The organism is Tessaracoccus rhinocerotis (assembly GCF_007197885.1).
Classification (GTDB): domain Bacteria; phylum Actinomycetota; class Actinomycetes; order Propionibacteriales; family Propionibacteriaceae; genus Arachnia; species Arachnia rhinocerotis.
Window position 1 is genome coordinate 184,745 of sequence record NZ_VKKG01000002.1, and the last position, 12,445, is coordinate 197,189.

Consider the following 12,445-nt stretch of genomic DNA (forward strand, 5'->3'; position numbering starts at 1 on the left):
CAAGGTTCACTGCCGTGGCTGCCCCTCGGGATCCTCCTCGCTGGTGTAGATGCCCGGGGCGTCGTAGAACATGTTGGCGCCGTCGGCGGCCTCACGCAGTTCGCGGGGCGCGATCGCGCGGGCCAGGTGGTACAGGGCGACCGTGACGATGGTGCCCAGGGCGATCCCGCCCAGGCTGAAGGTCTCGCCGATCGGGAGTTGCACGTCACCGACGCCGATGATGATGCCGGCCGCTGCGGGGACCAGGTTGAGGGGGTTGCCGAAGTCGACGTTGTTCTCCTTCCAGATCTTGGCGCCGAGCAGGCCGATCATGCCGTAGAGGACGACGGTGATGCCGCCCAGCACGGCCCCGGGGGTGGCCGAGATGATGGCGCCGAACTTGGGGGAGAAACCGAAGGCGATGGCGACGATCGCGGCCACGACGTAGGCCGCGGTCGAGTAGACGCGGGTGGCGGCCATGACGCCGATGTTCTCGGCGTAGGTGGTGGTGGGTCCGGCTCCCACGAAGGTGGCGATCATCGAGCCCGCGCCGTCGGCTGCGATGGCCCGTCCCATCACCGGGTCCAGGTCCTCGCCGGTCATCTCGGCGACGGCCTTGACGTGGCCGGTGTTCTCCGCGATCAGCGCGATCACCACTGGGAGGGCGACGACGATTGCGGCCAGGCTGAAGCTCGGCAGGTGCAGTCCGACGACGTTGGCCTCGCCGTTCCAGACCCAGTTCGCCAGGTCGGTCACCGGGGGCAGGCCGAACCAGTCGGCGGCGGCCACCCCGCTCCAGTCCACGCGCAGGGCCTCGGTGACCGTGCCGTCCTCGGCGACGGTGCTGCGCGGACCGAGCACCAGGTCGAAGACCCAGCCCAGGAGGTAGCCGATGACCAGGGACAGGAAGATCGCGATCCGGCCGAGGAAGCCGCGCAGCCCCACGCTGAGGGCGATCACCACGAGCATCACGATGAAGGCCAGCCACGGGTCCTGGGGCCAGTAGACCCCGGCCACCACGGGGGCGAGGTTGAAGCCGATCAGCATCACCACGGCGCCGGTGACCACGGGCGGCAGGGCGCGATGGATGACGCGGGCCCCGGCGAAGTGGATGATGAGACCCACCATGAACAGCGTCAGCCCCACCACGAACAGCGCACCGGTCAGGTCGGCGGGATTCCCGCCGATGCTGTAGACGGCGGTGGCGACGCCCACGAAGGAGGCGCTGGAGCCCAGGTAGCTGGGCACCTTGTTCTTGACGGCGAACAGGAACACCAGCGTGGCGATGCCGCTCATCATGACCGCCAGCTGCGGGTTCAGACCCATCAGCAGCGGGAACACGAACGTGGCGCCGAACATGGCCACGACGTGCTGCGCGCCGAGTCCGACGGTGCGTCCCCAACCGAGCCGCTCGCCGGGCATCACCACCGCCCCGGGCAGTAGGTCACCGTTGTTGTGCAGCTTCCATCCGAGCATCTCCCGGCCCCTTCCGTACGGCGGAATGTTAGCGGGTCTAGGCTGGTCGCATGGTGCACGACGTTGTGGTGATCGGTGCGAGTGTGGCTGGACTGACGGCGGCCCGACGCCTCGCGACCGACGGATTCGACGTCGTGGTGCTGGATCCGAACCCCGAGGGGGCCTCCGCGGCCATCGGGCACGGGGTGGCCGCGTGTGCGCACAGCAGCACGGTGACCACCATGTCGGCCGCCTACGGCACCGAGGCGGTCAACGAGCACGTGCGCCGCAACCTCGTCGGCATGGAGGAGATCCGCAGGGTGCTGGCCACCGGCGACGTGCCGCACCGGGTGCTGCCGCTGCACGACCACTCACTTGGCGTCGCGCTCGACCGCGAGCTGGTGCCGACGCTCGAACTGCTCGCCTCCGCCGGGGCCGAGGTCCGGCTGCTGGGCCGGGACGAGACCCGACGTCCGGGGGCGGGGATCGTGTCGGAGGCCATCCTCGTCGACCCGGCTCAGTACGCCGGCGCCCTGGCCGCGCAGGCCGCGCACGCCGGCGCCGACATCCGCTACGACATGACCGTCACCCACCTCGTGCGGCGCGACGGCGTGACCGCCGTCGCCGCCCGTCCCAACCTGGCCTGGGCCCGGGAGGTCCACTCCATGCTCGCGGTCGCCGTCGTCGACACCCTCGGCGTGAGCCCATGGGGACGGATGGCCGGCAACGGGGCGGCGCAGTACGTGCCGCGGGTCCGGTTCCGGGTGGCACAGGTCCCCGACGTGGTGACCCTCAGCGCCGGGCCACCGGTCTGGCTGGTCCGCCCGGACGGTGACGAGGCGGTGGCCTACGGCCCGAAGTACCCGGCGTCCGGGCGCGGCGACGGTGTGGCCGAGCTGGAGCGCTTCGTCACGGGCAGACTGGGCGGGACCGACCTGCGCAGCGGCACCATGGCCATCGACCCCAGCGACCACGGCCGCCCCGCAGTGGGTGCCTCGCCGATACCTGGCGGCTTCTACGCACGCGGCAACGGCCGCGGCGAGCTCATGAACGGCACGGCCAGCGGCACCTTCCTCGCGGCGCTGCTGCTGGGCCTGGAGTCCTCGCACCAGAACAACGCGCTGCCGATGTCCTCGCGCCTGCGTGCGTCGGCGCGGGGGCTGCGCCAGCGGCTCCTCGGCCACTGACGCGCCTCCGCGTCACCTCTTGGTCAGCGGCTGAACGAGACCTGGTTGTTGAACACCCAGTCCCAGCGCTCGTCGAACTGCCAGCCGGAGGGGGTGCTGGTCTGGTCCACCACCAGCGTCCAGATGTAGCTGCGGCAGCCACCCCTGCCGGTGTTGGCCGTGTCACACTCGGTGCGCCAGCGGCGGTCGTCGGAGGTGAACGTGCCGGGGACCCCGAGCGGGTTGTTCGCCCAGGCCTGGCGCTTCATCAGGGGCAGGTAGCTCAGGTTGTTGAAGTGCCAGCCCGTCTCCCGGACGAAGGTCTCGCCCACCGGGTGCTCGTCGGCCGTCACCTGGCCGAACACCGACGTCCCCAGCGCGCCGTTGCCGATGGGAAGCGACTCCTCCTGCCAGCCGTTCAGCGGGGCCGGGGCGCCGTAGGTCAGGACAAGGGGGTCCTGCTGTGTGGTTGGTTCGGCCGCTGCCGACTCAGTCAGTGACGGGACCACTGTCCCGGCCATTGTCAGCGCTGCCACAAGACCTGACAGCAGAGCGGTTCGGATTCGCACAGGAGATCACCCATCGTCGTCGACACGGTTCGGCGGCCAACCCTGGCCGGTCCGCCCATCGAACTCATGCGGCTTCGGGACTGTCAACCAGTTGGGCTACTCTGCGCGGTCCCAGTGATCAGATCCAGGTCCCGAACCACATCCGCGCCAGCCACTCCGGTCTGGTCATCAGGTCCGCGGTGAGCACCGGGTAGATGAAGGCGAAGTTGGCCACGACCAGCCCGACGGCGATCCCGACGTACATCGCGCGCGTCCTGCGCTGCGGTCCGTCCGCGGGGCCGAGGAACCTGCCCAGCACCATCGCGAGGGCCGTGGCGGAGAAGGGGATGATCATGATGGCGTAGAAGAAGAACAGGGGACGCTCGGCGTACTGGAACCACGGCAGCCAGACCGAGCCGATGGCGAGCAGCGGCACCGCGAAGCGCCAGTCGCGGCGGCCCAGCCAGAACCACAACGCGGCCACGAGGGCGATCGCAGCCATCCACCACAGCAGCGGCGTGCCCATGGCGGAGATGACGCGCAGGCAGGTGGTGCCGACGGCGTCGCAGCCCTGCTCTCCGGGCTCGATCCCGTTCTCGGCGTAGATGCCGATGGGGCGGGCCATCACCAGCCAGCCTGCGGGGTGGCCCTCGTAGGTGTGGGTGGCCTCCTTCATGCCGTCGCCGGTGTGGAAGTTGTAGGCGGCCACGTGGTACTGCCACAGCGATCCGAGCGCGGTGCCGAAGCGCTGCACCACCGGGTCGTCGGGGTTGTTGGCGCCCCAGTCCCGGTAGTAGCCGCCGGTGGTGCCCAGCCAGCGGTACCAGGAGGCGAGGTAGACCGGGACGGCGACGACGACGAGGTGCACGAACGCGGCGGGGGCGTCGGCGAGGATGGACAGGAAGTACTTTCGCGAGCCACCACCGCCGGCCAGGCGCCTGGCACCGAGGTCCCACACGACGGTGACGATGCCGAACACCGCAACCATGTAGATGGTGTTCCACTTCACGGCGCAGGAGGCGCCGAACATGATGCCGGCCACGATCCGCCAGGGCCGCCACAGCATGACCGGACCGAACTTCCCACCGAGGTCCGGGAGGTCACGTTTGCGCAGCCAGCGGGCGAGTCTGAACCTGAACCAGTCCCGGTCTGCCACCAGTGCGGCCACCCCCGCGACGGCCAACGTCGCCTGGAAGATGTCGAGCAGCGCGATCCGGCTCATCACGAAGGCCAGTCCGTCGAAGGTCACGAGGATGCCGGCGACTGCGCCGACCAGCGTGGAACGCGACAGGCGCCGCGCCATGCGGATGACCAGCAGCACCATGAGGGCCCCGAACACGGCGGCGCCGAAACGCCACCCGAACGCACCCCAGTGCAGGGGTTCGGCGAACCAGCCGATGAACAACTTTCCCAGCGGCGGGTGCACGACGAAGGACGGGTCGTCGAGGATGCCGCTGAAGTCGTTGTCGGCGAACTGCTGGTTGATCTCGTCGTTCGGCTCGGCCCAGTCGCGCTCGTAGCCGCCGTGCTGGATGGCAAGGGCGTCCTTGGCGTAGTAGGTCTCGTCGAACATGATCGTGCGGGGGAAGCCGAGGCCCACGAGCCGGAGCACGAAGGCCAGGGCTGTGATCCCCAGGGTGACGAGCCACGCCACCCGTCGATCCTTCATTCGCCCGTCCTCGAGCGCCTCCACCGTTGTCAGCACGTGAGCATTCTAGGGGTGCCCGGGACGAAGGGGTCCACGTCCGCATCTAGGCTGATCGCATGACCAACCCAACCGGCGGCGCCCTCGTCCTGGCCGCCACCCCCATCGGATCGCACCGCGACGCGAGCCAGAGCCTGAGGGACCTGCTCGCGTCGGCGGACCTCATCGCCGCGGAGGACACGCGCCGGTTCGCCACCCTCATGCGTCGCATCGGCGTGGAGGCCTCCGGGCGGGTCGTGTCCTACTTCGAGGGCAACGAGGCCACCCGCACCGGTGAGCTCGTCGCCGCGGTCGAGGCCGGGCAGCAGGTGGCTCTGGTGACCGACGCCGGGATGCCGTCGGTCAGCGACCCGGGGTTCCGCGCCGTCACGGCCTGCATCGAGCACGGCCTGCGGGTCACGGCCGTGCCCGGCCCCTCGGCCGCGCTGACCGCACTCGCCGTCTCCGGGCTGCCCACCGACCGGTTCTGCTTCGAGGGGTTCCTGCCGCGCAAGGAGGGCCAGCGCCGGAGCCGGCTGGACTCGCTGGCGACGGAGGAGCGCACCATGGTGTTCTTCGAGGCCCCGCACCGGCTGCAGGAGTTCCTCGCCAGCGCCGCCGCCGCGCTGGGCGGGGATCGGGCTGCGGTCGTCTGCCGAGAGCTCACCAAGCCGTACGAGGAGGTGGTGCGGGGGAACCTCGCCGAGCTGGGCCTCTGGGCCGCCGAGGGGGTCCGCGGCGAGGTGACAGTGGTGGTTGCAGGCGCGCCCGAGGTGGTCACGTCCGCCGACGACGCGCTGGGACTGGTGGCCGCCCGCGTGGCCGAAGGTGAGAAACTGTCGGCGGCGGTGCGCTCCGTGGCCGAGGCCACCGGCACCAACCGCAAGGAACTATACGAGGCCGCGTTGGCCGCGCGGCCGCCGAAGCCGGGGAAGGACACCAAGTGAGCGTGCTCGAGGAGCTGGGGCTGCCGCCACTGCCGGAGCCGCTGCCGCGGCCGGTGGTGGACAACCACACCCATGCCGACACCACCACCGAGTACTCCGGCCTGCAGGTCTCCGACTCCATCGCGCTGGCCGCCCGGGTGGGGGTCAACCGGATCGTCCAGGTGGGCTGCGACGTCGTCTCCTCGCGCTACGCCGTCGAGCTCGCCACCCACGAGCCCACCGTCGTCGCTGCCATCGCCCTGCACCCCAACGACGCCGCCCGCACCTTCACGTCCGGCGGCCGTGCAGCACTGGCAGCCGAGTTCGAGTCGATTCGGCAACTGGCGGCCAACAAGTACGTCCGCGCGATCGGCGAGACCGGCCTCGACCACTACCGCACCCGCGAGCCCGAGGGCCGCAGCGCCCAAGAGGAGTCCTTCCGCTGGCACATCGCGCTCGCGAAGGAGCGCGACCTGACCCTGGTGGTCCACGACCGTGACGCCCACGCTGACATCCTGCGAGTCCTCGACGACGTCGGCGCGCCGGGACGCGTGGTGATGCACTGCTTCTCCGGTGACGCCGCCTTCGCGGAGGAGTGCGTCTCCCGCGGGTTCTGGCTGAGCTACCCGGGAGTGGTCACGTTCGGCAGCGCCGGCAGCCTGCGGGAGGCCGCCCGGGCCACGCCGCTGAGCCGGGTGCTCGTGGAGACCGATGCCCCGTTCCTGACGCCCAAGCCCCAGCGCGGCAAGTACAACGCCCCCTACCTGCTCCCACACACCGTCAGGTTCCTGGCCGACCTGCTCGACGTGGAGCTCGATGCCTTCTGCAACACCGTCATGGCCAACACGTTCGCCGCCTTCGGTGGCCCCTGGGGAGAAGACGATGCCTGAGACCGGACTGCTCGACCCGAACTCGGTGCGGCGCATCGCGGCGGCACTCGACCTGCGCCCGACGAAACAGCGCGGCCAGAACTTCGTCATCGACCCCAACACGGTGCGGCGCATCGTCTCCCTGTCGGGGATCGGCGCGGAAGACGTGGTCCTCGAGATCGGCCCCGGACTGGGCTCCCTCACGCTCGGGCTGCTGGAGCAGGCCCGCGCGGTCACCGTCGTGGAGATCGAGGAGCGCCTCGCCGAACGGTTGCCGCAGACCGTGGCGGAGCGGCTCGGCGACGAGGCGGCCGCGCGCCTGCATGTCGTCACCTCGGACGCACTTCTCGTTGAGGAACTCCCCGGGGAGGCGCCCACCGCGGTGGTCGCGAACCTGCCGTACAACGTGTCCGTGCCGGTCATCCTGCACCTGCTGAAGCGCTTCGAGCAGTGGCGCACGGGCCTGGTGATGGTGCAGCTCGAGGTCGCTGACCGGCTCGTTGCGCCCCCCGGTTCCAAGACCTACGGCGTGCCCAGCGCCAAGCTCGCCTGGTATGCGTCGGCGAGCAGGGTGGGGACCGTGCCGCCCAAGGTCTTCTGGCCCGTGCCGAACGTCGAGTCCGGGCTGGTCCGGATCGAGCGACGCGACCCGCCGGAGACCACCGCCACGCGGGAACAGGTGTTCGCCGTCATCGATGCCGCCTTCGCGCAGCGCCGCAAGATGCTGCGGGCCGCTCTCGCTGCCAGGGTAGGCGGCGTCGCGACCGAGGCCATCGAGGCCGCCGGCATCGACCCGCAGGTGAGGGGAGAGGTCCTCGACGTCGAGCAGTTCGCCCGCATCGCGTCCGAGTTGGCGGCCCGTGACGCGTGGGTGCGGTAGGTTCCAAGCGTGACCACGGCTGTTCGGGTCCGCGTGCCCGCGAAGGTGAACCTCGCCCTCCGAGTCGGCGCCACCGACCCCGAGGGCTACCACGAGTTGGGGACCGTCTTCCAGGCGCTGTCCCTCTACGACGAGGTGACCGCCGAGCCCGAGGAACCGGGACGTTTCCGGCTCGCGTTCCGTGGTGAGGGGGCGGCCTTCCTGCCCACCGACGACACCAACCTGGCCATGCGCGCCGCCAAGCTGCTCGCCCGGACCCATGACGTGGCAGATGCCGGCGTCCAACTGCTGGTGCGCAAGCGCATCCCCGTGGCCGGGGGCATGGCCGGCGGATCGGCCGACGCGGCCGCGGTGCTGGTGGCCTGCAACGAGCTCTGGGGGCTGGGCGCCACCACCGCCGAACTCATGGAGCTGGGTTCGCAGCTGGGCGCCGACGTCCCCTTCATGTTGCTGGGCAACACCGCCCACGGGTGGGGCAGGGGGGACCGGCTGACGCCCTTGACCACCGCCGGGACCTATCACTGGACCCTGGCGCTGTCCCACGGTGGGCTGTCGACCCCCACCGTGTTCAAGGAGTTCGACAGGTTGAGCGAACCCCGGCCCACCGACATCCCCGCCGAGCTGATCGCGGCCCTGGCGGCCGGCGACGTAGCCGCCGTCGGTGCCGCCCTGGTCAACGACCTCGCGGAGCCCGCCGTAGCGCTCCTGCCCACCTTGTCCAGCACACTCGAGATCGGTCTCCAGGCCGGGGCGGTCGGGGCCGTGGTGAGCGGCTCCGGGCCGTCCTGCGCGTTCCTTTCCTCAACGCCAGAGTCCGCGGCGCTCGTGGCTGAGGCCCTCACAGTGTTCAGCGGCGTGCGCGCCGTCCGGAGCGCCACCGGGCCAGTGCCCGGTGCCGAGGTGGTGGACTGACGTGTCGGAGCAGGATTCCCGCCGGAGCGGCGTCGACGAGGTGGACGAGGTGGTCGCGGCCTGGCGCCGCGAACGTCCGGACCTCGCCGTGCACCCGATGGAGGTGTGGTCGCGGATTCACCGGCTCTCCGAGGTGCTGGCGCAGCACCGCAAGCGCTCGTTCGCCGGCCAGGGGCTGGAGAACTGGGAGTTCGACGTGCTCGCAGCCCTGCGGAAGGCGGGGAAGCCGTACCGCCTGTCGCCCGGCCAGCTCCTGAAGGAGACCCACGTCACCTCCGGCACGATGACGAACCGCATCGACAGGCTCCGGAGTCGGGGTCTGGTGACCAGGGAGCCGCACCCGAGCGACGGCCGCGGTGCCGTCGTCGCGCTGACTGACCAGGGCAGGGAATTGGTGGACTCCGCCCTCACCGAGCTGTTGGAGCTGGAGTCCTCACTGCTGCAGGGCTGGAACCGGGAGGAGTCCGACGCTCTGGCCTCAGCCCTGCGGAAGCTCCTCGGCGGAGCGGTCGGCTGAGAGCCGTTCGGCCTTGATCTCGGTGACCAGCTTCGGTTCGGGCTTCAGGTGGGCCATGCCGTTCCAGGCGAGGTTGATCAGGTGCCTGGCGACGACCAACCGGTCCGGTTCGCGGTGCTCGAGCCACTGCTGGCCCGTCTGCGCGACGAGTCCCACCAGCGCCTGGGCGTAGAGGCCTGCGAACTGCGGGTCGTGGCCGAGCCGCGCGAACTCCACCTCGAGCAGGTCCTCGACCTGGACCGCGATGTCGCTCAGGATGGACGCGAACGATCCGGTTGGGTTGCCGATCTGGGAGTCGCGGCTCAGGATGCGGAAGCCGTCGGGGCAGCGGTCGATGTATCCGAGCAGGGCCAGTGCGCCGAGTTCCAGGAGTTCGCGGGAACCGGCGTGCGGTGTGGCCAGTGCGGAGCGGATGGCTTCGTGCAGCGTTCGGACCTCGCGGTCGACGACGACGGCGTAGGCGCCTTCCTTGCCGCCGAAGTGCTCGTAGACCACGGGCTTGCTGACGCCGGCCCTCGCAGCGATCTCCTCGACGGAGGTGCCCTCGAAGCCGCGGCGGGCGAAGAGTTCGCGGGCGATCTCCAGCAGCTGCTCCCGTCGCTGCGCCGAGGTCATGCGGACGCGGGTCCGCCGGGCACGCGAGGGAGTTTGATTCGACACGCTCACCATTGTCTCATGCGTTGCCACGCCTCATTCTGGCCAGCGCACGAGGAGCGCCTCGTTCTGCAGGCGTGTGGGCTCGCGGTTCCAGAACCAGCCGGATGCGTGGAACAGCAGGAGGATGCTGCCGATGGTGTTGAGCACGGGGAACAGTGCGCTCCACTCGTCGAACGGATAGACGTCGCCGGTGAGGGTCCCCACGATTCCGAAGGCGAGGCAGGTGGCTCCCACCGTGTGCAGGTGCCCTGTGAGGGACTCCAGGGGTGTCTCCTCGAGGAGGAGCCGGCGCAGCAGGAACCACGGTGGGGCCTCGGACGCGGGATCAGCTGCCATGCCCAGGACCGTGCTGCGCAACCGGAGCGTCACCCACCCCTCCAGGGCCGTCCCCAGCACCAGCACGACGAGTCCGACGAGCAGCAGGACCGCCCCGGCCAGGATTGCGACGTCGATGAGACCCTCCGTCGTCTCGCCGAAGCTCCGCTCCTCGCAGTTGCGGCAGGGCTTCCTGACCAGGGTCAGGAGGGCTACGACCGCTGCGCACAGCCCCAGCACCACCGCAGCAGTGTTCATCACTGTGGCGGCGACCCCGTCGATCCGGTCCAGCCGAACCAGCTCCGGCGGGGCTGCCTCCAACCTGGCCTTGGCCCGGGCGGTCCTGGCCCGTTCGCGCTTGTTGAGCGTCTGCAGCCCACCGTCGGAGTACTTGCGGCCTGGCTCCAAGCGGTGGAGCTCGGGCCACGCTTCTCCCCACAGCGTTCTGGCGCTGCTGGTGGTCTTTCGCAGGGCGCTGCGGATCCCGAGGACGGACGCGGCAGTGATCACCAGGGCGACGCCCAAGGTGCCGAGGCTGAAGCCGAGGTCGCTGCCGTCGAACGTGAAGATGCCGGCGAGCAGCGCGATCGGGCCGAGCACGACTCCGAAGAAGGACAGGATCATGGTGCCGCGCAGCGAGTCGCCGATGGCCTCTCGCTGCCATCTGACCGGCGGCCATTCCTTGATTGCGATGCCGTCGTCGACGAGTGCGTCCAGTGTCGAGCGCTGCTCCCGCCGGTAGAGGTCGTGGGCGATCGCCGCGATGGCGAGGACGCCGAAGATCCCGCCCAGCCCGACGACGCCCATGAACATTCGCAGGAACGCGTCAAGGCCGCTGGCCACCTCGGGGGCAACGGGGAGGGCGTCCTCCTCCAGGGCCAGGCCGAGCACCAGCACCACGAGGAACAGCGCCCCACAGACGGCGGCGGTGCGGACCAGCAGTGTCGTGACGTAGCGCAGCACCATCACGTGCAGCGGCATCGGATAGGTCCTGGTGAGCTCAACCACCGCGACAGACTCTCACACCGGGTGGTCGGTCACCGCTGGCCGGTGACCAGCCAACAGCCGGCGAGGTGGTCGTCCACCGAGCCGATCGCCTGCAGCGTCGCGTACATGGTGACGGGTCCGACGAACCTGAATCCCAGCTTCTTGAGGTCCTTCGCCAGCGCCACCGACTCCGTGCTGCTGCTCGGCACCTCTGCGAAGGTGGCTGGCCGCTCCGCCCTGGGGGGCGGGGCGTGCGAGCCTATGACGTCGGCCAGCCGGCGGCCGTCGTCGTGGAGTGCGACGAGGGCGCGTGCGTTGTTGATCGTGGCCTGGATCTTGATCCGGTTCCGGATGATCGAGGCGTCCTGCAGCAGCCGCTCGACGTCGCCCTCGTCGAAGGTCGCGACCTCCGCGGGCGCGAAGTCCTTGAACGCCTCTCGGAACGCGTCCCGCTTTCGCAGCACCGTGATCCAGCTCAGGCCCGACTGGAAACCCTCGAGGGCCAGCCGCTCGAACAGTTCCCGCTCGTCGGGCGAGTCCTCGACCGGCCGCCCCCACTCCTCGTCGTGGTACTGCTCGTACAGCGGGTCCCCAGACCCGAAGCACCTGATCCTGTCCATGGTTCCTCCTCCGCATCCGTGCACCCACATGATGGTCGCGCGAGGGTGCGGTCCGCCACGCAACGCCCGAACCTGTGGACAAGTCGCCTCCAATGCCCTCGACGTGTATCCCGGCTAAGATTGTCGGAGGCCCCTGACGGGGCCGTTCCCCGGTTGGTCTTTCGGCAGGGCCCGCCTGACTTTGAATCAGGATTAGCGAAGTAGGTTCGACTCCTACCCGGGGAGCCGCTCTGACTTGGGATCTCGTTATTTCAGGGCCGATACGTGCAAAAAAACAGTGATCCGCCTCTGCGACCTCTGGCCGACGCGCCGATGAGCGGCAGTGCCCCCGAGACTGACTGGTACGCACGGCTCCGTCTCCGGTGCCAAGCGCTCCACTCACGGATCGGCCGCAACTAGGCCCTCCCGGGAAGAGGAGATCCTCGGGCTTCAGCCTTCCGCGGCTCTTGCGCCACGCCTTGAGCGACGCGACGGTTTGGGGGAGCAGCGAGAGCGTCCTGCGGGAGGCCTTCGACCTCCGTGGCGTGACTACAGGCCAGTCAACGGGACAGGGGTTGCGTGATCACCACGATCATGGTCGCGATCGGGCCCAGAAGAATGGAGAGCAGGAACCAGTTCAAGCCGCTCCGTCCCTTGCCCTGAGCGAGGCCGGCGTTGATGAACGCGAGCGTGAACCAGCCGAAACCGCCGGTGGCTGCAGTGGTGGGATCCATGCCATCAAGACTAACGAGTCACAGCAGCATGGGTAAGAACTGGCCGATCCAGGAGCACGTTTGGAGGCATTCTCCTACCTCCTGCTCAGGCTGGCCGGACCCGTAGTGCCGGCCGAATCTGCCGGGGAGTCCTGGTGCTGGGCCCGGGCGGACGCCCCAGTAGTTAGGATCGAGCCACCGCGCGACGAACACCGGGGTCATTGATGACCCGAACGCA

Annotated in this window: 13 protein-coding genes and 1 tRNA gene; 7 read left to right on the forward strand and 7 right to left on the reverse strand. The window is 69.8% G+C overall.

What is annotated here, in order from left to right:
- Nucleotides 1-6: 6 nt before the first annotated feature.
- Nucleotides 7-1,455, reverse strand: a complete 1,449-nt coding sequence (locus tag FOJ82_RS05935) for a uracil-xanthine permease family protein (RefSeq protein ID WP_143937553.1) — start codon at nt 1,453-1,455, stop codon at nt 7-9.
- A gap of 50 nt (nt 1,456-1,505) precedes the next feature.
- On the opposite strand from FOJ82_RS05935, the gene FOJ82_RS05940 reads away from it, so the two are divergent.
- On the forward strand, nt 1,506-2,621 hold the full coding sequence (locus tag FOJ82_RS05940) for an FAD-dependent oxidoreductase (RefSeq protein ID WP_143937554.1): 1,116 nt from the start codon (nt 1,506-1,508) through the stop codon (nt 2,619-2,621).
- A gap of 23 nt (nt 2,622-2,644) precedes the next feature.
- Here the strand turns inward: FOJ82_RS05940 and FOJ82_RS05945 are convergent, their stop codons facing one another.
- Nucleotides 2,645-3,121 carry a glycoside hydrolase family 95 protein gene (locus FOJ82_RS05945; RefSeq protein ID WP_221933050.1) on the reverse strand — a complete coding sequence of 159 codons (477 nt, stop codon included), beginning with the start codon at nt 3,119-3,121 and terminating at the stop codon, nt 2,645-2,647.
- Nucleotides 3,122-3,287: 166 nt separating this feature from the next.
- Entirely contained in the window at nt 3,288-4,850 is a 1,563-nt protein-coding gene (locus FOJ82_RS05950) for a dolichyl-phosphate-mannose--protein mannosyltransferase (RefSeq protein WP_143937977.1), read from the reverse strand.
- Between the two features lie 62 nt (nt 4,851-4,912).
- Between FOJ82_RS05950 and rsmI the strand changes: the two genes are divergently transcribed.
- The 5 genes from rsmI to FOJ82_RS05975 are packed head-to-tail and all read left to right on the forward strand — an operon-like array spanning nt 4,913 to nt 8,936.
- Complete coding sequence (rsmI, locus tag FOJ82_RS05955; RefSeq protein WP_143937556.1) at nt 4,913-5,779, forward strand: 16S rRNA (cytidine(1402)-2'-O)-methyltransferase; 867 nt, start codon at nt 4,913-4,915, stop codon at nt 5,777-5,779.
- On the forward strand, nt 5,776-6,648 hold the full coding sequence (locus FOJ82_RS05960) for a TatD family hydrolase (protein ID WP_246099776.1): 873 nt from the start codon (nt 5,776-5,778) through the stop codon (nt 6,646-6,648). Before rsmI ends, FOJ82_RS05960 begins: the two co-directional genes overlap by 4 nt.
- Nucleotides 6,641-7,507, forward strand: coding sequence for a 16S rRNA (adenine(1518)-N(6)/adenine(1519)-N(6))-dimethyltransferase RsmA (gene rsmA / locus FOJ82_RS05965; protein ID WP_143937557.1), 867 nt, complete (start codon nt 6,641-6,643; stop codon nt 7,505-7,507). The genes FOJ82_RS05960 and rsmA overlap by 8 nt, the downstream gene beginning before the upstream one ends.
- 9 nt (nt 7,508-7,516) lie before the next feature.
- Nucleotides 7,517-8,419: a 4-(cytidine 5'-diphospho)-2-C-methyl-D-erythritol kinase gene (locus tag FOJ82_RS05970; RefSeq protein ID WP_143937558.1), complete on the forward strand. Its 903-nt coding sequence runs from the start codon at nt 7,517-7,519 to the stop codon at nt 8,417-8,419.
- Between the two features lies 1 nt (nt 8,420).
- Nucleotides 8,421-8,936, forward strand: coding sequence for a MarR family winged helix-turn-helix transcriptional regulator (locus FOJ82_RS05975; RefSeq protein WP_246099777.1), 516 nt, complete (start codon nt 8,421-8,423; stop codon nt 8,934-8,936).
- On the opposite strand, the gene FOJ82_RS05980 is transcribed toward FOJ82_RS05975, so the two are convergent.
- From FOJ82_RS05980 to FOJ82_RS05990, 3 genes are all read right to left on the reverse strand, one after another.
- Nucleotides 8,898-9,551 (reverse strand): TetR/AcrR family transcriptional regulator, encoded by a 654-nt coding sequence (locus FOJ82_RS05980; RefSeq protein WP_221933066.1) that lies wholly within the window; start codon nt 9,549-9,551, stop codon nt 8,898-8,900. The two genes, FOJ82_RS05975 and FOJ82_RS05980, sit on opposite strands and share 39 nt — an antisense overlap.
- A 75-nt stretch (nt 9,552-9,626) precedes the next feature.
- Complete coding sequence (locus FOJ82_RS05985) at nt 9,627-10,916, reverse strand: hypothetical protein (protein WP_143937559.1); 1,290 nt, start codon at nt 10,914-10,916, stop codon at nt 9,627-9,629.
- A gap of 29 nt (nt 10,917-10,945) precedes the next feature.
- On the reverse strand, nt 10,946-11,515 hold the full coding sequence (locus tag FOJ82_RS05990; RefSeq protein ID WP_143937560.1) for a DNA-3-methyladenine glycosylase I: 570 nt from the start codon (nt 11,513-11,515) through the stop codon (nt 10,946-10,948).
- A gap of 146 nt (nt 11,516-11,661) precedes the next feature.
- Between FOJ82_RS05990 and FOJ82_RS16145 the strand changes: the two genes are divergently transcribed.
- Nucleotides 11,662-11,740, forward strand: a tRNA-Gln gene (locus tag FOJ82_RS16145).
- A gap of 314 nt (nt 11,741-12,054) precedes the next feature.
- Here the strand turns inward: FOJ82_RS16145 and FOJ82_RS16150 are convergent.
- Nucleotides 12,055-12,228, reverse strand: a complete 174-nt coding sequence (locus FOJ82_RS16150; RefSeq protein WP_185975649.1) for a hypothetical protein — start codon at nt 12,226-12,228, stop codon at nt 12,055-12,057.
- Nucleotides 12,229-12,445 lie beyond the last annotated feature (217 nt).

Coding starts and splice junctions, on each gene's coding strand:
- FOJ82_RS05935 (WP_143937553.1), bottom strand. CDS start 1,455: ATGCTCGGATGGAAGCTGCACAACAACGGTGACCTACTGCCCGGGGCG.
- FOJ82_RS05940 (WP_143937554.1), top strand. CDS start 1,506: ATGGTGCACGACGTTGTGGTGATCGGTGCGAGTGTGGCTGGACTGACG.
- FOJ82_RS05945 (WP_221933050.1), bottom strand. CDS start 3,121: ATGGCCGGGACAGTGGTCCCGTCACTGACTGAGTCGGCAGCGGCCGAA.
- rsmI (WP_143937556.1), top strand. CDS start 4,913: ATGACCAACCCAACCGGCGGCGCCCTCGTCCTGGCCGCCACCCCCATC.
- rsmA (WP_143937557.1), top strand. CDS start 6,641: ATGCCTGAGACCGGACTGCTCGACCCGAACTCGGTGCGGCGCATCGCG.
- FOJ82_RS05980 (WP_221933066.1), bottom strand. CDS start 9,551: ATGACCTCGGCGCAGCGACGGGAGCAGCTGCTGGAGATCGCCCGCGAA.
- FOJ82_RS05990 (WP_143937560.1), bottom strand. CDS start 11,515: ATGGACAGGATCAGGTGCTTCGGGTCTGGGGACCCGCTGTACGAGCAG.
- FOJ82_RS16150 (WP_185975649.1), bottom strand. CDS start 12,228: ATGGATCCCACCACTGCAGCCACCGGCGGTTTCGGCTGGTTCACGCTC.